Genomic DNA, 19,821 nt, shown 5'->3' with positions numbered 1-19,821 from the left:
TTCATTCTTTGGCCGCCAGTTCAGTGCCGGGAATGGTCAGGGTCTGACCGATTTTCAGCTCGTCGCTTTTCAGATTATTAGCGCTGCGCAGGGTCGCCGGGGACACCTGATAACGCACGGCAATCATCGCCAGCGTCTCGCCCGGGCTCACGCGATGGTCGCGTGGGCCTTGGGCGATCTTGCCGGAATCACGCAGCCAGGCGATGTAGGTGCCCGGCGGCGGGTTCTGCTGGAAGAACTGGCGAACACCGGCGCTAATGGAGCGCGCGAGTGCCTGCTGGTGGTTCGCCGACGACAGCTTCGAGGCTTCGTTGGAGTTGGAGATGAAGCCGGTTTCCACCAGGATCGACGGAATATCCGGCGACTTCAACACCATGAACCCCGCCTGCTCCACCCTTTGTTTGTGCAGCGGCGTGACGCGACTGATGTTGCTCAGGACTTTCTGGCCAACGTTCAAGCTGGACGTCAGGGAAGCGGTCATCGACAGGTCAAGCAGCACGCCGGCGAGCATGCGGTCCTTGTCGTCTAGGCTGACGCTGCCCGCACCACCGATCAAGTCAGAACGGTTTTCGCTGTCGGCCAGCCAACGGGCAGTTTCCGACGTAGCACCGCGATCAGACAAGGCAAACACCGACGCACCGAAAGCCGCCGCGGAAGGCGCTGCATCGGCGTGGATCGAGACGAACAGGTCGGCGCCCTTCTTGCGGGCGATTTCGGTACGGCCACGCAGCGGAATGAAGTAGTCGCCGGTGCGGGTCAGTTCGGCGCGGAAGCCTTTCATGCCGTTGACCTGACGCTGCAATTCACGGGCGATGGCCAACACCACGTCTTTCTCATGCTGACCGCGAGAACCCGAGGCTCCTGGGTCTTCCCCGCCGTGGCCGGCATCGATTACTACGACGATGTCGCGCTTGCCGGCCGGAGCCGGTGGCAGTTTTACCGGCGGATCGATTGGCGTGACGGGCACTGGGGCCACGGTCGCGACGTTGGTCGGCGGTGGCGGAATGGGTGCGGCAGCTTCGGCGCTGTCGAACAGGTCGACCACCAGGCGGTTGCCGTACTGGGCGTTCGGCGCCAGGCTGAAGCTTTTCGGCGTGACGGCTTTTTTCAGGTCGATGACCACCCGCAGGTCGGTCGGCGTGCGCTGGGCCGAACGCATGGCGGTAATCGGCGTATTGGACGTGTTGACGTTCAGCGGCGCACCGAGGCTCGCGCCATTGATGTCGATGACCAGCCGATCCGGGGAAGTCAGGGTGAAAACGCTGTGTTGCACCGGCCCCGTGAGGTCGAACACCAGTCGCGTGTTATCCGGAGCTCGCCACAGGCGAACGCTGTTGACCTTCGATTCGGCCACAGCGTCGACGGTCACCGCCAAAAACAACAATCCTACGGCAGCTACCATCGCGCGAAAGCGCATACCTGACCCCATCATTTAATTGGATTCCAATGCCAAAGCGGCACACCACGACTCGCCACGCGAGCCCTGGGACAAAATTTTCAGCGAACGCCCGCTGTCTTGCGGGCTAATGGTAATGGTCAGGTCGGGCTTTGGCAAAAAGCCTGCACCCTTCTGGGGCCATTCAATCAAACACATAGCATCGTCATCGAAGTAATCGCGGATGCCGAGGTACTCCAACTCTTCCGGGTCGACCAGTCGATAGAGGTCGAAATGGAAGGCGCGGATGTCGCCGATCTCGTAGGGCTCGACCAAGGTGAAGGTCGGACTTTTTACCGCCCCCACATGGCCCAGGCCACGGATGATGCCCCGGGACAACGTGGTTTTCCCCGCCCCCAAATCACCTTCGAGAAAGATCAGACCGTGCCCTTGGGTGGTTTGCGCAATGCGGGCGCCAAACGCGGTCATTGCCTCTTCATCAGCCAGGTACAGGGTTACTTCAGACACGGTGCTTGCTCCTCCAACAACTGACGAATGGCCGGGATCAGATCACTGGCCGCCAGCCCACGGCCCGATTTACCTTGTTGCGCGCCGGCATTGGCGTGGAGCCAGACCGCCAGGCACGCCGCGTCGAACGCCTGCATGCCTTGGGCAAGCAAAGCACCGACCAGACCGGCCAGCACATCGCCCAACCCGGCCGTGGCCATCGCCGGATGGCCTTGATCACACACCGATAACCGCCCATCGGGGTTGGCAATCAGGCTGCCGGCGCCTTTCAGAATCACGACAGCTGTGTATTTTTTGCTCAACGCGTGGGCGGCGGCGGGACGATCAGCCTGCACTTCGGCGGTGCTGATCCCCAGCAATCGCGCCGCTTCGCCGGGATGCGGCGTGATGATGCAATCCTTGGGCAAGCCCACCTGCCCTTCGGCCAACATGTTCAATGCATCGGCATCCCAGACTTGCGGCAGCGGCGCGTGGGCTGCGGCGGACAGCAAGCTTTTGCCCCAAGCCGCCTGCCCCAAGCCTGGACCGACCACCAGTACGGAAACTTTTTCCAACAAACCCATCAACTGATTGGCCGACGAAGTACCGAGCACCATGGCTTCCGGGATTCTCGCCAACGCGGCCGACACATGTTCGCTGCGCGTGGCCACAGACACCATGCCGGCACCGCTGCGCTGCGCACTTTGCGTGCTCAACAGGATCGCGCCACCAAAACCACGATCACCGCCAATCAGCAGGACGTGGCCGAATTTACCTTTATGTGAAGTTGGAGGCCGAGCCGCCAGACGCGGCAAGTTGCCGGCTGTCAGACGACGGGCACTGATAACGGCCCCGCTAAACGACTCGGGATCAGCTTGCAGATCATTGAAGACCAACTCCCCCACCACATCCGCCGCTTCGCCAATGAACAGACCCAACTTCAAGCCAATAAAGGTCACGGTCAGGTTCGCCCGAACCGCCGCACCCAGCAGACGACCGGTATCGGCGCACAGCCCCGAAGGAATATCCACCGCCGCCACCGGCAAACCGCTGGTATTGATTGCCGCAATGACGCTGGCATAGGGTTCACGGACTTCGCCCGTCAGGCCAGTGCCGAGCAAGGCATCGAGCACGACACCGCGCAATTCGGAATGGGCGCTCCAGGCTTGAACCGCGACGCCTTCTGACACCGCTTCAGCGTGGACCAATGCCGCGTCACCCTGCAAACGTTGGGGATCACCGACGGCCAATATGCGCACATGCCAACCGGCACGCCGGGCCAGTACCGCCACCAGATAACCGTCGCCGGCATTGTTGCCGTGCCCGGCCAGCACCGTCAGTTCGTTAGCCGTCGGCCATTGCCGGACCAGCGCCCGCCAGGTCGCCCGCGCCGCTCGGTGCATCAATTCGAAGCCCTTTGTTCCGGCCGCGATCAGGCTCGCATCGAGCCCTCGCACTTGCGCGGCGCTATACAGCGCGTCGGGTAAATCATCTTTAGTGTGCGGCATGCGTCTTCGGGCTCCGATGTCTGGCAGAATTATACGCACCTCAGCTCCGGTTTCTCTCGTCTCATGCCCGCTATTACCACAGACCTGCCCGCCCTCGCCCAATCCATCAAGGACTGGGGCCGCGAGCTGGGCTTTCAGCAAGTCGGCATCAGCGGCCTGGACCTCGCCGAGCATGAGCAGCACCTGGAGCGCTGGCTCGCCGCCGGCTACCACGGCGAAATGGATTACATGGGCGCCCACGGCAGCAAACGCTCGCACCCGGAAGAACTGGTGCCCGGCACTTTGCGTGTAGTGTCCCTGCGCATGGACTACCTGCCCGGCGACACGCAAATGGCGCAATTACTCGCTCAACCGGAAAAAGCCTACGTGTCCCGCTATGCCTTGGGCCGCGATTACCACAAATTGATCCGTAAACGTGTGCAACAACTGGCCGATAAAATCCAGGCCGAGATCGGACCCTTCGGTTTCCGTGCTTTTGTCGACAGCGCCCCGGTGCTGGAAAAAGCCATCGCCGAAAAGGCCGGTCTTGGATGGATCGGCAAAAACACCCTGGTCTTGAATCGCAAGGCCGGCAGTTACTTCTTCCTCAGTGAACTGTTTGTCGACCTGCCGCTGCCGGAAGACCCGCCCCACAGCACCGAACACTGCGGTCGTTGCACCGCCTGCCTGGACATCTGCCCGACCAATGCCTTCGTCGGCCCTTACGTGCTGGACGCCCGGCGCTGCATTTCCTACCTGACCATCGAACTGAAAAGCGCGATTCCCGAAGAGTTACGACCGTTGATCGGCAACCGGGTGTTCGGCTGCGACGATTGCCAGATTGTCTGCCCGTGGAACCGCTTCGCCCGTCCGTCCGGGGAAAGCGACTTCAAGCCACGGCACAATCTGGACAATGCTGAGTTGGCCGAGTTGTTCATGTGGGATGAGGACAAGTTTCTCAGCAGTACCGAGGGTTCGCCGTTACGCCGGGCGGGGTATGAGCGCTGGTTGAGAAATCTCGCGGTGGGTCTGGGTAATGCGCCGTCGAGCATTCCGGTGTTGGAAGCGTTGAAGGCGCGCAGGGAATACCCGTCGGAGTTGGTCCGCGAACATGTCGAATGGGCGTTAAAGCAACACGGTCTAGCGTAGGAGCTGCCGAAGGCTGCGATCTTTTGACCTTGATTTTTTAAGATCAAAAGATCGCAGCCTCGTTTCACTCGGCAGCTCCTACAGGGAGACTCAGGCTTCGTCGTTGTAGACAAACTTCGGCATTTCCCAATGAAACCGAATCGCCAGCAACCGCAGCAAAAACCCGCCAAACAAGGTGATCAAGATCGCCTGCTCCCCCGGTAATTGCAGATAAATGCAGAGCATGTAGCACCACGCCGCCGCAAACGAGACGCTGGCGTAGAGTTCGCGGCGGAAGATCAGCGGGATGTCGTTGCAGAAAATATCCCGCAGGATGCCGCCGAAAACACCAGTGATCACGCCACTGACCGACGCCACCAACATGCCGTGGCCCATTTCCAGCGCAGTCATGCAGCCGATCAGGGTGAACGCCACCAGGCCAACGGCGTCGAGCACCAGGAACAGCGAGCGCAAGTGACGCATCCAGCGCGCGGCGAACACTGTGAACATCGCCGCGACGGAGGTCAGGATCAGGTATTCCGGGTGTTTGACCCAGGTCAGCGGGTAGTGGCCGAGCAACACGTCGCGCACCGAACCGCCGCCCAGCGCCGTGACGCAGGCGATCAGCACCACGCCAAACCAGTCCATGCCGCGACGGCCGGCAGACAAGGCACCGGTCATGGCTTCGGCGGTGATGGCGATCAGGTAGAGCATCAGCAACATGGTGGCGGTCCTGGCAGGAGGGCGCGCAGTCTAGCCATTTCGGGGCGGCACCAAAAGAGGGCAGCCGTAACGCGAGCCCTTGTAGGAGCTGTCGAGTGAAACGAGGCTGCGATCTTTTGACGTTGATTTTTCAAGATCAAAAGATCGCAGCCTCGTTTCACTCGACAGCTCCTACAGGGCCGGACTGCCAGATCAGAACTTGATGAAATGCTTGCGGTAGTGCTGCAACTCGGCGATCGATTCGCGGATATCGTCCAGCGCCAGGTGTGTGCTGCCCTTCTGGAAGCTGTCGCGCACGTCCGGCGCCCAGCGTGCGGCCAACTCTTTGAGCGTCGACACGTCGAGGTTGCGGTAGTGGAAATAGCTTTCCAGGGCTTTCATGTGCGTATAAAGGAAGCGACGGTCCTGGCAGATGCTGTTGCCACAGATCGGCGACTTGCCCTTCGGCACCCATTTTTCCAGGAAGGCGATGGTTTCGGCTTCGGCTTCGGCCATGCTGATGCGGCTGTCGCGCACCCGTTGGGTCAGGCCCGAACCACCGTGTTGACGGGTGTTCCACTCGTCCATGCCGGCGAGGATCGCGTCGCTGTGGTGGATCGCGATCACCGGGCCTTCGGCCAACGTGTTCAGATCACTGTCGGTGACAATGGTCGCCATCTCGATGATGACGTCGGTATCAGGGTTCAGACCGGTCATTTCCAGGTCGATCCAGATCAGATTCTGCGGGTTTTGCATGTGTCGGCTCCTAGGCAATGCTGCGCAGTTTAGCCTAGGCAAGTGGCCGGGCGTGCTAAACTCGCGGCCGTTTTACCTAATCGCTGCATTCTTGATACGGAACACCCATGGCCAAACGCCAACTCAATCGTCGTCAAAACTGGCGCATCGAAAAGATTCAGGGCGAACGCGCTGCCCGCGCCGCCAAACGCGAGTCCTCGGCCGTCGAGGCACTTGAGGGCGGCGACCTGGGCCCGGAACAGACCGGCCTGGTGATCGCGCACTTCGGTGTGCAGGTCGAAGTCGAAGCGCTGGATGGCGATTTGGCTGGCCAGGTGTTCCGCTGTCACTTGCGCGCCAACTTGCCTGCGCTGGTGACCGGCGATCAGGTCGTCTGGCGTGCCGGCAACCAGGGCATCGGTGTGATCGTGGCGCAACTGCCGCGCAAAACCGAACTCTGCCGCCCGGACAGCCGTGGCCAGCTCAAACCCGTAGCGGCCAACGTCGACATGATCGTCATCGTCTTCGCCCCGCTGCCCGAGCCACACGCCAACCTGATCGACCGTTATCTGGTCGCTGCTGAGCACGCCGGGATTCGTCCGCTGCTGCTGCTCAACAAATTCGACCTGATCGACGAGCAAAACGCCCCGGCGCTGAACGCCTTGCTGGCGGTGTACCGCACGCTGGGCTACCCGGTGCTCGAAGTGTCGGCGCACCACGGCAACGGCATGGAGCAATTGCAGGAACAACTGGACGGACGGATCAGTGTATTCGTCGGCCAGTCCGGCGTCGGCAAATCCTCGCTGGTCAACAGCCTGCTGCCGGAAGTCGAAACCCGCGTCGGCCCGCTGTCCGAACTCTCCGGCCAAGGCACGCACACCACGACCACCGCGCGGTTGTTCCACTTCCCGGGCGGCGGTGAACTGATCGACTCCCCAGGCATCCGCGAATTCGGCCTCGGCCACGTCAGCCGTGCTGATGTTGAAGCTGGCTTTATCGAATTCAATGATTTGATTGGTACTTGCCGTTTTCGCGACTGCAAGCATGATCGTGAACCGGGTTGTGCGCTGCTCAAGGCGCTGGAAGATGGGCGTGTGCAGCAGCAGCGGATGAATAGCTATCGGTCGATTATTGCGAGTTTGCCGGAGACTAGTTACTAGCCCGCCACAAAACCTGTGGGAGCGGGCTTGCTCGCGAAAGGGCCATCAGCTTCAACATCACTGTTGACTGACCTGCCGCCTTCGCGAGCAAGCCCGCTCCCACAGGGGGCAAGTGCCACACAAGAAAGCCGCGATCATTTCGCGGCTTTCTGGTTTTCAGAGTGCTGCTTTTTCCAACTTCCAACCCAACGCATCCAAGGCGTCACAGCCATCCTGAATCAACATATGCGCAGCATTGGCGAAATGCTCCAGATCGTGACCTTCGGCGTCTTTGACGCACAGGCAGGTGACGCTGTTGAGCAGATTGCGCGCGGCTTTGATTCGGTGGGTGGCGGTTTCGAGCAGGTCGGAAACTTTGGCTTCGGTGTCGATGTACAGCGTCGGGCCGACGCTGAAATTGCCTTGGAGCGGGTGGTATTGGGACATGGCTTGAATCTCATCTGATAAGTGAAACTCCCACCCTTTCGAGGCTAAGCGAATGAGGGTGGTAGCTGTGCGCGGGTTAGCCAACCGGTCAGATGAACCGGCACACCCGAAGGTGTCCCACGCACAGCCACCATAGACATAGATGTCAGGCAGCAAAAAGCGCCGCGATTATACGGGCGCTCGTGCATCATCTGATACGACCGGCTAAAGTCGATCACCGAGTGTCGGCGATGGCGAAACTATAGGCAGAAGGCTGTACGACTTAGAACCCCTACACGAAATTTCAGACCGTTCCTACAACCTCTAATCTCACCAGCAAACCGCTTCCAACAGGAAAACACACACCCAAAACAATCAGGTCGGCTATCAGGCCGCCTCGCGGCGCTGTTGCGGTGCACGCCCCCTCGAGAGGCCGAGTGGAGGTTCTGCGTAGTGGGCAACCCGGCATGGATGCCGGGTTAGCCGCCCCCGGCCATGGATGGCCGATGGCGGCGGGCCCACGGAGCAGGACCGGAGCGAGGGCATGCCGAGCCACAGCGAGGCACCGAACGACAGGGGCAAGAGCCCTTTGGTTACTTTGGGGCTTTTCCAAAGTGACTCGCTGTAAGAGCGAAACCATACGCAGCCGTTACCGCAGAAATGGATATGTACACAGCCCCAAATCCCCCGGTGCCTGACACAACGCCTTCGCGAGCAGGCTCGCTCCCACAATTTGATCGGTGTACATCTGCCAGAGACAGGTCGGCTACCAGGCCGCCTTCGCGGGCAAGCCTCGCTCCTACAGGGATCGCACCCACGCTGAAAATTTGCGCGCCCTAGCCAGGTCGGCTATCAGGCCGCCTCGCGGTGCTGTTGCGGTGTACGCCCCCTCGAGAGGCCGAGTGGAGGTTCTGCGCAGTGGGCAACCCGGCATGGATGCCGGGTTAGCCGCCCCCGGCCATGGATGGCCGATGGCGGCGGGCCCACGGAGCAGGACCGGAACGAGGGCATGCCGAGCCACAGCGAGGCACCGAACGACAGGGGCAAGAGCCCTTTGGTTACTTTGGGGCTTTTCCAAAGTGACTCGCTGTAAGAGCGAAACCATAGGTGGCCGTTACCGCAGGAATGGATATGTACACCATCCAACAATAGATCGACTCGAAGGCCGCCATCGCGAGCAGGCTCGCCCCCACAAGTGATCGATGTATATCAGTAAAAGACGGGCGGCCACCAAGCCGTCTTCGCGGGCAAGCCTCGCTCCTACAGTTGATCGATGTACATCTGCAAAAGACGGGTCGACTCGAAGGCCGCCTTCGCAGGCAAGCCAGCTCCCACAGGGACCGTGCCCACGTTACAAATGCAGTGACTTCCAAACCAGTGCAGGCACAAAAAAGCCGACATCTCTGTCGGCTTGATTGTTACGGGTCACTTCTTCGGCGGTTCCGCTGGTTTAACCGGATCACCCGGCTTCGGCGCCGCATCCTCAAACAGATTCAACCGTTCACGCAGCTCATGAGCCGGCACCGGTTGCTTGTCCGCAGGCAAGGCATTCGGGTCGGCCGGTGCTGGCGGTGCTTCACCCGGAGCACCCTGCCCCGGTGTCGGCACCGGCTCCGCACCTTGCGCCCCTTCGATGGCCGCTTGAGCCTTCTTGGTCAGCACAACAATGTCGATACGCCGGTTAACCGGGTTAAACGGATTATCCCGATCAAACAACGCCGACGAGGCATAACCCACCACCCGCGCCACTTGCGACTCTGGATAGCTGCCGGCGACGAGCGCGCGGCGAGCAGCGTTGGCCCGGTTGGCCGACAATTCCCAGTTACCGAAGTCACCGGTGCCCGAGTACGGCTTGGCGTCGGTATGACCGCTGATGCTGATCTTGTTCGGCACCGCTTTAATGGTGTCGGCCATGGCCAGCAAAATGTCTTCGAAGTACGGCTTCAGACGCGCTGAACCCGAGTCGAACATCGGCCGGTTGTCCGCGTCCATGATCTGGATGCGCAAACCGTTCGGCGTGATCTCGAACAGGATCTGATCCTTGAATTTCTGCAGTTGCGGGTTCTCTTCGACCTTGTTCTGCAGTTCCTGCAGCAGCAGTTCCAGGCGTTCTTTCTCGACCTGTTCGGCCATGCCTTCGACCTGATCGGTATCGATGGTCACTTTGTCTGGCTGCGGCTGGGATTTCACCTCGGGGTTGAGGGTATTCTCCGGCGCCAGAGTCGGTGTACCGCCCAGATCGATGATGTACGGCGTGCCGCTTTCGGAAAAGCCGACCGGATCCTTGAAGTAACCGGCGATGGCGATCTTCTGTTCCGGGGTGGCGGTGGACAGCAGCCACAACACCAGGAAGAACGCCATCATCGCCGTCGCGAAGTCAGCGAAGGCGATTTTCCAGGCGCCCCCGTGATGCCCGCCAGCAATGCGCTTGACGCGCTTGATGATTATCGGCTGATTATTTTCCATGACTTAGCGACCGCGAACCGCTTGTTCCAGCTCAGCAAAGCTAGGACGGTGCGCCGGGTACAGAACCTTGCGACCGAACTCCACCGCCAACGAAGGCGGCATGCCGGAAGCCGAGGCCACCAGCGAGGCCTTGATGGCTTCGTAGACGTTCAGTTCTTCCTTGGCATCGTGGGCCAGGGAATGCGCCAACGGACCGAAGAAACCGTAGGCCGCGAGAATACCGAAGAAAGTACCGACCAGTGCCGCACCGACGTGCAGGCCGATGGATTTCTGGTCGCCTTCACCCAGGGAAGCCATGGTCACCACGATACCGAGTACCGCCGCGACGATACCGAAACCCGGCATGGCGTCGGCGATGCCGTTGACTGCGTGGGACGGGTGTTCCAGGTCTTCCTTGAGGCTGTAGAGCTCCATGTCGAACAGGCCTTCCAGCTCATGGGGAGCCATGTTGCCGGAGGACATGATGCGCAGGTAATCGCAGATGAACGCGGTCATGCGCTCGTCTTTCAATACCGCAGGGTACTTGGCGAAAATCGGGCTCGCGGCGGCATCTTCGATGTCACCTTCGATGGCCATCATGCCTTCTCGGCGGCTTTTGTTGAGGATCTCGTAGATCAGGCCCAGCACTTCAAGATAGAACGTGTGGGTGAAACGCGAACTGAACATGCCCAAGGATTTCTTGAGCACGTGCATGGTCATGTAACCGGGGTTGGCCTGCAGGAATGCGCCAAGGGCCGCACCACCGATGATCATCACCTCGAAGGGCTGAATCAGGGCGGCAATTTTGCCATGGGAGAGCACGTATCCGCCGAGCACGCTCGCGAATACGACGATGATGCCGATTAATTTAGCCATAGGTAGGAGAGCACTTACTGAGTCGGGTTCAAGGTCATATTCGGAAGTTAAAAAATCTCTTCTTCTACTTATCGGCAAAACTGCGCCAGACTATAGCCAGTTCAGGCGAAAAGCCAATTTAGCCCGCGCCGGGCGTGTTTACAGCCAATGATGATCCCGTCCAGCCATGGCTAATGAAACGAACGTCCCACCTCTGAAACCGACCACTCTCGAAGGCTGGGTCAAGCTTCTCGATGGCGTGCGCCTGCCGGTTCCGCAGGAGAGTCATGACCTTGTCTGCAAAGCCATTCGCAATAACCGCAGCTCGCTGCGCGACATTGCCGAGTTGATGCAGGACAGCCCGGCCCTGGCCTTGAGCGTGATTCGCGAAGCCAACCGGCACACCCACGGCAGCATGACCGAGCCTGCGGAAAACCTCGATGTGGCGCTCAATCGCCTCGGCTTGAAACGCACCGAGGAGCTGCTCGCTCGCCTGCCGGCCGAGCCGCAGTCCGAAATCCCGAAAGCCCTGCGCCAGTTGCAACTGATCAGCCAGCATGCGTCGCAACAGGCCAATGGGTTTTTCGCCAATCGACTGGCGCGGCTGTGGCAGGACATTCATTGGGGCAGCCTGCTGTTCCTCTCGCCGCTGTGGCCGATGGCGCTGACTCACCCGCATTTGCTCGAAGAATGGGAACTGCGGGTCATCCATAAAGGCGAGTCGGCGCGCAAGGTCGAAAAGCAGCTATTCGGCGTACGCCTGTTGGAAATCTGCCTGGCGTTGGTGGACATCTGGCGACTTCCGATCTGGGTACAGCAGGGTTATCGCCTGCTGCTGAACGAGCAACGGGAGCTGGTGAAAGTCCTGCGCATCGCCCGGGACAGCGATCACCCACTGCGCCAGCAAAACCGCCTCGATGATGATCCGACCCTGCGCCGCTGGCTCAATCAACCGGCCAACACCGTGTTGCTGGCCAACGGTTTGGCGTTGTCGGCGCAACAGGCCTGGGATTGTCCGCACAGTGAACGCTGGCAGTACCTGACCAGCCTTTACCTGCAAATCCCGATGGAAGAAGTGCAACAACAACTGCACCAGCAAGCCGCTATCAGCGCCCGTAATCACGCCATGCCGGACCTCTGGCACCCGGCCGTTTCGCTGCTGTGGCCGTGGGGCATGAACCGTGTCCACGCCGGTTTGCTACCGGCCCCGGCACCCACTGCCGAAGACCTGACCCAGTGGCGCAAACAATGCGCCGAACTGCTGGTGGAGCCGAGTCGTTTCACCAACGCAATGCACCTGACCACGTCGGCGCGGGATGCGTTGGTGGCCTGCGGCATGCGCCGAGTGATGATCCTGATGGCCGACCGCACCCACGCCAATCTGCGGGTGCACCAGATCGCCGGATTACCGAAAGAGGCCGCCGGCCTGAATTTCGCGGTCAGTCAGAGCAGCGTGTTGCAACGCCTGCTTTCGCAACAGGCCCAAGTCCGTATCACGCCGGCCAACAACGCCCAGTTCTCGGCGCTACTCCCGGCCAGCCTGCGCGCACAGTTTGGCGGCGAACACCTGTTGCTGCGCTCACTGGTCAACAATGGCCGGGTGATCATGGTCGTGGTGGCGGATCAGGGCGGCGGGCCGTTCTCGGAAATCACCGTGCAAGCCTTTGGCAAAACCGCGCAGTGCATTGAAAAAGCCCTGCATAGCTTTAGCACCCGCGGCCAATGACCCTGCGCTACAATCTTCCCCTTTGTGCTCTGGAGACCTCACATGTCTGACTTCTCTGGCTTGCCGCTGGTGATCGAGCCGAGCGACTTGCTCCCGCGTCTCGACGCCCGCGAACTGATTCTGGTGGACCTGACCAGCAGCGCCCGCTATGCCGAAGGGCATCTCCCGGGTGCGCGTTTTGTCGATCCGAAACGCACGCAACTCGGCCAACCACCCGCGCCGGGCCTGATGCCGCCGCAAGCGTCGCTCGAAGCGTTATTCGGTGAATTGGGCCACAACCCCAATGCGGTCTACGTCGTCTATGACGATGAAGGCGGCGGCTGGGCCGGGCGTTTTATCTGGCTGCTGGATGTCATCGGCCACAAAAAATACCACTACATCGACGGCGGTTTGCCGGCGTGGCTGGCGGAAGGCTTGCCGATGTCGATCCAGATCCCGGCCCCGGTCGGCGGCCCGGTTTCATTGACATTGCACGACGAACCCACCGCCACCCGCGAATACCTGCAAAGCCGTCTCGGCGCTGCCGACCTGGCGATCTGGGATGCACGCGGGCCGCTGGAATACTCCGGCGAGAAAGTCCTCGCCGCCAAGGGTGGACACATTCCGGGCGCGGTGAATTTCGAATGGACTGCTGGCATGGATCAGGCGCGCCACCTGCGCATCCGTACCGACATGCCGCAGATCCTCGACCAACTCGGCATCACCAAAGACAAAGAAATCATCACCCACTGCCAGACTCACCACCGTTCTGGCTTCACTTATCTAGTGGCCAAGTCCCTCGGTTATCCGCTGGTCAAAGGCTACGCCGGCTCCTGGGGCGAGTGGGGCAACCATCCCGACACCCCCGTAGAGATTTAAGGTTTTTAAGGACAGTTAATGAATAAGCGTTTGTTTATCCTCAGCCAATACCTGCTGCCCCATCACTTGCTCTCGCGACTGGCCGGCTGCATTGCCGAATGCCGTGTGCGCTGGTTCAAGAACGCCTTTACCGCGTGGTTCGCCAAGCGCTATCAGGTGGACATGTCCCAGGCACTGGTTGAAGACCTGACCGCCTACGAGCACTTCAACGCGTTCTTCACCCGCGCCTTGAAAGACGGCGCGCGTCCGCTGGACGAAACCCCGGGCGCGATCCTCAGCCCGGCCGACGGTGCGGTCAGCCAACTGGGCCCGATCGAACACGGTCGTGTGTTCCAGGCCAAGGGCCACAGCTTCAGCGTGCTCGAATTGCTGGGTGGCGATGCCGCGAATGCCGCGCCGTTCATGGGCGGTGACTTCGCGACGATCTACCTGTCGCCGAAGGACTACCACCGCGTGCACATGCCGCTGGCCGGCACCCTGCGCGAGATGGTCTACATCCCGGGCCGGATCTTCTCGGTCAACCAGACCACCGCTGAAAACGTTCCGGAACTGTTTGCCCGCAACGAGCGTGTGGCGTGCATTTTCGACACCGAGCGCGGGCCGATGGCCGTGGTGCTGGTGGGCGCGATGATCGTGGCCTCGATTGAAACCGTGTGGGCCGGGCTGGTCACGCCGCCGAAACGCGAGCTGAAAACCTTCCGCTACGACGAAGCCGCCCGTGCGCCGATCCACCTGGAAAAAGGCGCGGAACTGGGTCGCTTTAAACTGGGTTCGACCGCTGTCGTGCTGTTCGGGCCGGATCAGGTCAAATGGGTTGAAGGCCTGGGTGCAACGTCACCGGTGCAGATGGGCCAGGCGTTGGGTTTGCCGAACGCTTGATGTGCTGAGCCGAACCCCACGAACGTACTCGTGGGCTAGACGCAACGCCTGTAGGAGCAATGCTTGCCCGCGATAGCGCCCTCAAGATCGCCATCGCGGGCAAGCCTTGCTCCTACAGGGGACCGCGCATGCCGAAATACCGCTATCTGCCATAACTGCTACAGTCAGGTCATTCACTGCCCATTTCCCGGTTGGAGTTTTTCCACGGCATGAATGAGACCAATCCCACACTATTGCTGCGCGCACCGATCCCTGCGGCGTTGCGCCTGTCATTCTGCGAACCCACTCCGCGTGACCTCAAGCGCTGGATCGCGAACCTGCCCAAAGCCAATATCGGCGAAACCGCTCGCCAGTTGTATCAAGGCTTGAGCGAACTCAATCAATTGCTGACCCCCAGCGACAATCGCCTGCAACTCCTCGAACTGTTGCGGCCCGAGGTGTATTACGTCTGCAAGCACCTGGAGCGGCATTTCCTGCATCAGGCGATTGTCCTCGATGAGCGCTCACGCAAAATCGCCAACCTCTGCCAGGCGCTGCAAAGCCATTTGGCGATTGGTTACAAACAAATCGTTTTGCGCATCGCGCCACGTTTCAGCAAGGACCGCGCGCCGCTGCTGACCCAGGCGTTGCAACGGGCGATTCATTGTCTGAACGGCCCGCTGATCCGCGCCACCCAGCTCTATTGTCCAGTGCCGGAAGGGGTGTGGCTGGAGTTGCATCAGCTGTATCGAATCGGCTGCGAGCATCGCCTGCAAAACATCAGTGTGCGCGATGAGCTGGCCAGCGAGACGCCCGACCTGAGCATCGAACAGACTTACGTCGCCGCCCTGCTGTTGGGCGCCTCGCGTTGCAATCAGCTGCGCCAGAACCAGATCGCCCGGCTCGCCGAAGTGCTGGAACCCTGGAGCAAATGGATCAAGCTGCAACCCGACAAACCCGGTAATGAGTTGTTTGCCGTCGCGCCGGACATCGATACCGGGCCGCGCTATCGGTCCAAGTTCCGCGCTGAGCAACAGCCGAGTTTGCTGGGGATCGATCCGCAGCCGCTGGTGGCGGCCATTGAAGCGCGGCTGCTCAATCCGACCGACACCGCGCTGCCCGTCCCGACCGGGCTGAACCTCGATACGTTGCAACACCTGCACGCGGCGTGGGGCCAGGCCGCTGAGCGCAGTTTCCAGCGCACCGTCGGCAATGGCACGTTGACCCTGTGCGTGGGCATGAGCGCTCTGCACTTCTACCTGGGCGGGCAGCGCTCGTTCAGCGACATCCTGAAAAACCCCGCCGGGCGGTTGGCGCAGTTTTCGCCGTCATCCCCGGCTGGCGGCGGCAAGGACAACTGGAGCCAGGCCTTCGACGCTGCGCCCAATGGCAACAACGACGCGCTGTTGCCCTACGAAGAAATCGAATACCCGCACCTGCAGAACGACGACAGCCACGAGGCCGCCGACCGCAATCAGAGTTTCCCGACCTACGCCCTGCCGATCGTCAATCACAGCCCCGGCGGTTATTGCCTGGCGTGGCCCGGCGCCGTGCCCGCCGAGCTTCAGGCCGGTGAAATGGTCGGGATCGAAGATGCCGCTGGCGAGGGCTGGAGCATCGCCGTGGTGCGCTGGATTCGGCAGGTTCGAGGCGGCGGAACGCAGATGGGCATCGAGCAAGTCGCGCCGTATGCCGAGCCTTGCGGCTTGCAACTGGTGCGCACGCGGGACGATCACAGTCAGTATCTGCGTGGCTTGTTGCTGCCGGCCATCAGTGCGATTGACCTGCCGGCCACCCTGTTGGCGCCGCGACTGCCGTTCCAGGAAGGCAACAAAGTGCTGATCAACACCAACGGCCAGGAACGCCGCGCCGGGCTGGATCGACGGGTGTCGAGCACCAACAGCTTCAACCAGTTTGCGTATCGCTCACTGGAGGCGAGTAAAAACGAAAACAACCCGGGGAGCGGCGTGGTCGGGGCGGAAGAGGATTTTGATTCGTTGTGGAAGTCGTTGTGAGCCTTAAAAGCAAAAGATCGCAGCCTTCGGCAGCTCCTACAGGAAACACATATCCCAATGTAGGAGCTGCCGAAGGCTGCGATCTTTTGATCTTTGCTCTTTAATCAGAGCTGCCCGTCACGATCCCGAAAGCCCAGCAAATACAGAACGCCATCCAACCCGAGGGTCGAAATCGCCTGTTTCGCCGACTGCTTGACCAACGGCTTGGCGCGAAACGCCACGCCCAACCCGGCAATCGCCAGCATCGGCAGGTCGTTGGCACCGTCTCCGACGGCAATGGTCTGCTCCAGACGCAACCCTTCCTTGTGCGCCAGTTCTTTCAGCAGATCCGCCTTGCGCTGGGCATCGACAATCGGCTCGACCGCCACGCCCGTGACCTTGCCATCCACCACTTCCAGTTCATTGGCGAACACATAGTCGATGCCCAGTTTCGCCTGCAATTGCTTGGCGAAGTAGGTAAAGCCGCCGGACAGGATCGCGGTCTTGTAGCCCAAACGCTTGAGTTCGGCGAACAGGGTTTCGGCACCCTCAGTCAGGCGCAAAGACGCACCGATCGAGTCGAGCACGCTGACGTCCAGGCCTTTGAGCAAGGCCAGGCGTTCCTTGAAGCTGGCGCGAAAATCCAGTTCACCGGCCATGGCGCGCTCGGTGATTTCAGACACCTGATCACCCACGCCCGCCGCCTTGGCCAGTTCGTCGATGACTTCGGCTTCGATCAGGGTCGAGTCCATGTCGAACACCGCCAGGCGCCGGTTACGTCGGAACAGCGAATCTTCCTGGAAGGCGATGTCGACGTTCAGTTCCTGGGCCACGCTGAGGAATTCGGCGCGCAGGGCCTGGGGATCAGCCGCTTCGCCACGCACGGAAAACTCGATACAGCCCTTGCCCTTGTCGGCCGGAGTGTCCAGCGGCATGCGCCCGGACAAACGATCGATATGGTCGATGTTCAGCCCGTATTTGGCGGTAATCGAACTCACAGCCTGCAATTGCCCGGCGGTCACTTTGCGGGTCAACAGGGTCACGATGTGGCGTTTTTTGCCCTGGTTGCCGACCCACTGCTGGTAATCCTCTTCGGACACCGGCGTGAAACGCACTTGCTGATCGAGCTCGTAGCCCTTGAACAGGATGTCCTTGAGCACCGACTTGCCTTGCTCGGTGTCAGGAATTTCAACCAGGATGCCGAACGACAGGGTGTCGTGGATCACCGCCTGACCAATGTCGAGAATGTTCACACCACCCTGGGCCAGAACGCCGGTAATGGCCGCAGTCAGACCCGGTCGGTCGACTCCCGTGATGTTTATCAGGACGATTTCGCGCAAGGCGCACCCCCGCAGGTGGAAAAAAACCGCATTCTACCCACTTTCAGTGACCATCGGGCACCGTCAGCGCTTTGCCGGTCTAGGGCCTGTCGCTATACTGCGCGTCAACTTCACGGACAAAAGAGCCGAGCTCAGTGAACCGGCCCACGCCAGTAAAAACCGATAACTTCTTCCTGCTGATCTTCCGGGCACTGCGCCACCGCCGTGTACCGATTGCATTACGCATTGCCAGCCATAACGTGATCCTGGTCGCTCTGGCCCTGGTGATCTATGCCTGTGTGATGGGTTTGCAGTTCAAGCAGGCCATGCACGAGCAGGCCGATGCGCTGGGCGAAAGCCTGACCACGCAGACCGCCACCTCGGCCACCGAGCTGCTGGTGTCCAACGACATCCTCAGCCTCAACGTGCTGCTCAACAACCTGACCAAGAACAAGTTGGTGGCCCACGCCGCCATCTACAGCGTGGATAACCGCATCCTCGCCGAGTCCGGTCAGCGTCCCAAGCACAGCCTGCTGGGCGAAGCCGAGGGCATGTACGAGAGCAAGATCACTTTCCAGGACGTGACCGCCGGGCAACTGCGCATCAGCCTGGACATGGATCAATTCCAGCAGCCGATGACCATCAGCCTGCAAAGCATGGGCATCTTGAGTGCAATCCTGCTCGCGTTGTCTCTGGCCTTGAGCCTGCGTCTGGGTCGGCACATCTCCACGCCGCTGATGCAATTGCGGGTCTGGCTGCGCAACATCGACGAATACACCCCGGCCACCGAGCGTCAGGATGAGATCGGCGACCTGGCGCGTCAGCTGCACGCCAATTTCGCCCCGGAACCGGCCGAGCCTGAGCCCGTCCCGGAGCCTGAGTTCGACGACGTTGATTACGATGAAGAGGCTGATCCGGCCTTCGAAGTGCGTAATCTGCGGGACCCGAGCTTTGATGAAAGCAAACCGGTGGCCGGTCTCAAGCCTGCGCCAAAACGCGTTGTCAGCACCGTCGAAGATGATGACGACGATGACGCGTTTGCCGACCTGCGCGATGAGTCGGCAGACAATGCGCCGATAACGCTGGCCAAACCGGTGATCTCGAACGTGCCACAGCACAGCGCGGTACTGGCCGTGCAACTGGGCGCGCAGGATCAACTGCGCCGCTTGCCCCGCACGCGCCTTGAGGAACTGCTCAAGCGCTACCGCGATTGCCTCGATCAGGCGGCTTCGCTATATCAGAGCGAATTGCACACCCTGAACGATGGCAGCACGCTGATGCTGTTCCACACCGAGGACAGCGGTGACGATTACCTGACCAACGCCATTTGCTGCGGTGAATTGCTGCGCGCTTTGGGCCATCAGTTGCAGATCGAAGTCGCCGACAGCGGCATCACCCTGCAATTGCAGCTGGGCCTGACGCTGGGTGATGAGTTGTTCGGCCTGAGCCAGATCGACCTGTTGCTGACCGAGGCGGCCCAGGACGCTTTGGCCCTGTCGCAACACAGCCGCAACTTGCTGCTGGTGGAGCGCAAGATCAGCGATGACGCCTTGATCCGCCAACGTGCGCGGATCCGGCCGATCGCCAGCCCTGAAGGCGCTTGCTGTGTGGAGCGGTTGATGGAGCCTTATCCGTCGATGCTGGAGCGGCAACTGGCGCGGATGCATGAGCGCCGGGCGTAAACACTAGCCCAGCAACAACGAAGCCCGCAGATGATCACTCGTCTGCGGGCTTTTTGTTGGGTTGGGATATGTGTTTACTCCAAGAACCACCCCTCTCCCTAACCCTCTCCCCAGAGGGGCGAGGGGACTGACCGAGTTGTTCTCTCGAGTTACATCGACCTGAGATATCGAGTCGAACTCAAGTGTTGAACAGCATGAAGGTCTGCTCTCTTTCCCCTCTCCCCAGAGGGGCGAGGGGACTGACCGAGTTGTTCTCTCGAGTTACATCGACCTGAGATATCGAGTCGAACTCAAGTGTTGAGCAGCATGAAGGTCTGCTCTCTTTCCCCTCTCCCCAGAGGGGCGAGGGGACTGACCGAGTTGTTCTTTCGAGTTACATCGACCTGAGATATCGAGCCGAACTCAAGTGCTGAACAGCATGAAGATCTGCTCCCTTTCCCCTCTCCCCAGAGGGGCGAGGGGACTGACCGAGTTGTTCTTTCGAGTTACATCGACCTGAGATATCGAGCCGAACTCAAGTGTTGAACAGCATGAAGGTCTGCTCTCTTTCCCCTCTCCCCAGAGGGACGAGGGAACTGACCGAGT

General features: G+C 60.6%; 16 protein-coding genes. 7 read left to right on the top strand and 9 right to left on the bottom strand.

Translation table 11 applies throughout. The features are described 5' to 3' along the window. Position 1: 1 nt before the first annotated feature. From HB680_RS24115 to HB680_RS24105, 3 genes are read right to left on the bottom strand one after another with little or no spacing between them, the layout of a single operon-like run. Positions 2–1,432, bottom strand: a complete 1,431-nt coding sequence (locus tag HB680_RS24115; RefSeq protein WP_276572271.1) for an N-acetylmuramoyl-L-alanine amidase — start codon at positions 1,430–1,432, stop codon at positions 2–4. Then, complete coding sequence (gene tsaE, locus HB680_RS24110) at positions 1,433–1,903, bottom strand: tRNA (adenosine(37)-N6)-threonylcarbamoyltransferase complex ATPase subunit type 1 TsaE (protein ID WP_213940951.1); 471 nt, start codon at positions 1,901–1,903, stop codon at positions 1,433–1,435. Then, complete coding sequence (locus HB680_RS24105; protein ID WP_213940950.1) at positions 1,891–3,390, bottom strand: NAD(P)H-hydrate dehydratase; 1,500 nt, start codon at positions 3,388–3,390, stop codon at positions 1,891–1,893. The genes tsaE and HB680_RS24105 overlap by 13 nt, the downstream gene beginning before the upstream one ends. 63 nt (positions 3,391–3,453) lie before the next feature. Between HB680_RS24105 and queG the strand changes: the two genes are divergently transcribed. Beyond that, on the top strand, positions 3,454–4,518 hold the full coding sequence (gene queG / locus HB680_RS24100; protein ID WP_213940949.1) for a tRNA epoxyqueuosine(34) reductase QueG: 1,065 nt from the start codon (positions 3,454–3,456) through the stop codon (positions 4,516–4,518). A gap of 90 nt (positions 4,519–4,608) precedes the next feature. Here queG and HB680_RS24095 read toward each other — a convergent pair whose 3' ends face one another. Beyond that, on the bottom strand, positions 4,609–5,220 hold the full coding sequence (locus tag HB680_RS24095; RefSeq protein ID WP_123402439.1) for a trimeric intracellular cation channel family protein: 612 nt from the start codon (positions 5,218–5,220) through the stop codon (positions 4,609–4,611). A 192-nt stretch (positions 5,221–5,412) separates the two neighbouring features. Continuing rightward, the gene (gene orn / locus HB680_RS24090) at positions 5,413–5,955 is read right to left on the bottom strand and encodes an oligoribonuclease (protein ID WP_123510830.1); all 543 of its coding nucleotides are present in this window, start codon (positions 5,953–5,955) and stop codon (positions 5,413–5,415) included. Positions 5,956–6,062: 107 nt separating this feature from the next. Between orn and rsgA the strand changes: the two genes are divergently transcribed. Continuing rightward, complete coding sequence (gene rsgA / locus HB680_RS24085) at positions 6,063–7,094, top strand: small ribosomal subunit biogenesis GTPase RsgA (RefSeq protein WP_123510832.1); 1,032 nt, start codon at positions 6,063–6,065, stop codon at positions 7,092–7,094. 156 nt (positions 7,095–7,250) lie between these two features. On the opposite strand, the gene HB680_RS24080 is transcribed toward rsgA, so the two are convergent. The 3 genes from HB680_RS24080 to motA all read right to left on the bottom strand — a co-directional run bounded on the left by HB680_RS24080 (position 7,251) and on the right by motA (position 10,820). Continuing rightward, entirely contained in the window at positions 7,251–7,520 is a 270-nt protein-coding gene (locus HB680_RS24080; RefSeq protein WP_213940948.1) for a hypothetical protein, read from the bottom strand. A gap of 1,404 nt (positions 7,521–8,924) precedes the next feature. Next, entirely contained in the window at positions 8,925–9,965 is a 1,041-nt protein-coding gene (gene motB / locus HB680_RS24075; RefSeq protein ID WP_213940947.1) for a flagellar motor protein MotB, read from the bottom strand. A 3-nt stretch (positions 9,966–9,968) separates the two neighbouring features. Next, positions 9,969–10,820, bottom strand: coding sequence for a flagellar motor stator protein MotA (motA, locus tag HB680_RS24070; protein ID WP_123510838.1), 852 nt, complete (start codon positions 10,818–10,820; stop codon positions 9,969–9,971). A gap of 166 nt (positions 10,821–10,986) precedes the next feature. Here motA and HB680_RS24065 point away from each other — a divergent pair, with 166 nt between their 5' ends. The 4 genes from HB680_RS24065 (at position 10,987) to HB680_RS24050 (ending at position 16,256) form a co-directional block, all read left to right on the top strand. Then, on the top strand, positions 10,987–12,525 hold the full coding sequence (locus tag HB680_RS24065; protein ID WP_213940946.1) for an HDOD domain-containing protein: 1,539 nt from the start codon (positions 10,987–10,989) through the stop codon (positions 12,523–12,525). A 42-nt stretch (positions 12,526–12,567) separates the two neighbouring features. After that, entirely contained in the window at positions 12,568–13,383 is an 816-nt protein-coding gene (locus HB680_RS24060) for a rhodanese-like domain-containing protein (RefSeq protein ID WP_213940945.1), read from the top strand. An 18-nt stretch (positions 13,384–13,401) separates the two neighbouring features. Beyond that, entirely contained in the window at positions 13,402–14,262 is an 861-nt protein-coding gene (asd, locus tag HB680_RS24055; protein ID WP_054053334.1) for an archaetidylserine decarboxylase, read from the top strand. A gap of 209 nt (positions 14,263–14,471) precedes the next feature. Next, complete coding sequence (locus HB680_RS24050) at positions 14,472–16,256, top strand: molecular chaperone (protein ID WP_213940944.1); 1,785 nt, start codon at positions 14,472–14,474, stop codon at positions 16,254–16,256. 104 nt (positions 16,257–16,360) lie between these two features. Here HB680_RS24050 and serB read toward each other — a convergent pair whose 3' ends face one another. After that, positions 16,361–17,575, bottom strand: coding sequence for a phosphoserine phosphatase SerB (gene serB, locus HB680_RS24045; protein WP_054053330.1), 1,215 nt, complete (start codon positions 17,573–17,575; stop codon positions 16,361–16,363). Positions 17,576–17,709: 134 nt separating this feature from the next. On the opposite strand from serB, the gene HB680_RS24040 reads away from it, so the two are divergent. Then, positions 17,710–19,236, top strand: a complete 1,527-nt coding sequence (locus HB680_RS24040; RefSeq protein WP_213940943.1) for an AhpA/YtjB family protein — start codon at positions 17,710–17,712, stop codon at positions 19,234–19,236. Positions 19,237–19,821: the final 585 nt, after the last annotated feature.

The organism is Pseudomonas sp. dw_612, from assembly GCF_018449725.1.
Classification (GTDB): Bacteria; Pseudomonadota; Gammaproteobacteria; order Pseudomonadales; family Pseudomonadaceae; genus Aquipseudomonas.
The sequence above is the reverse complement of the archived record's forward strand: the minus strand, read 5'-3'. Positions and strand labels throughout refer to the sequence as shown.

What these genes read in the sequence shown, in the direction of transcription:
- rsgA (WP_123510832.1), top strand. Translation starts at nt 6,063, where the DNA reads ATGGCCAAACGCCAACTCAATCGTCGTCAAAACTGGCGCATCGAAAAG.
- HB680_RS24105 (WP_213940950.1), bottom strand. Translation starts at nt 3,390, where the DNA reads ATGCCGCACACTAAAGATGATTTACCCGACGCGCTGTATAGCGCCGCG.
- motA (WP_123510838.1), bottom strand. Translation starts at nt 10,820, where the DNA reads ATGGCTAAATTAATCGGCATCATCGTCGTATTCGCGAGCGTGCTCGGC.
- queG (WP_213940949.1), top strand. Translation starts at nt 3,454, where the DNA reads ATGCCCGCTATTACCACAGACCTGCCCGCCCTCGCCCAATCCATCAAG.
- motB (WP_213940947.1), bottom strand. Translation starts at nt 9,965, where the DNA reads ATGGAAAATAATCAGCCGATAATCATCAAGCGCGTCAAGCGCATTGCT.
- HB680_RS24080 (WP_213940948.1), bottom strand. Translation starts at nt 7,520, where the DNA reads ATGTCCCAATACCACCCGCTCCAAGGCAATTTCAGCGTCGGCCCGACG.
- orn (WP_123510830.1), bottom strand. Translation starts at nt 5,955, where the DNA reads ATGCAAAACCCGCAGAATCTGATCTGGATCGACCTGGAAATGACCGGT.
- HB680_RS24095 (WP_123402439.1), bottom strand. Translation starts at nt 5,220, where the DNA reads ATGTTGCTGATGCTCTACCTGATCGCCATCACCGCCGAAGCCATGACC.
- HB680_RS24115 (WP_276572271.1), bottom strand. Translation starts at nt 1,432, where the DNA reads ATGATGGGGTCAGGTATGCGCTTTCGCGCGATGGTAGCTGCCGTAGGA.
- HB680_RS24050 (WP_213940944.1), top strand. Translation starts at nt 14,472, where the DNA reads ATGAATGAGACCAATCCCACACTATTGCTGCGCGCACCGATCCCTGCG.
- HB680_RS24065 (WP_213940946.1), top strand. Translation starts at nt 10,987, where the DNA reads ATGGCTAATGAAACGAACGTCCCACCTCTGAAACCGACCACTCTCGAA.
- HB680_RS24060 (WP_213940945.1), top strand. Translation starts at nt 12,568, where the DNA reads ATGTCTGACTTCTCTGGCTTGCCGCTGGTGATCGAGCCGAGCGACTTG.
- asd (WP_054053334.1), top strand. Translation starts at nt 13,402, where the DNA reads ATGAATAAGCGTTTGTTTATCCTCAGCCAATACCTGCTGCCCCATCAC.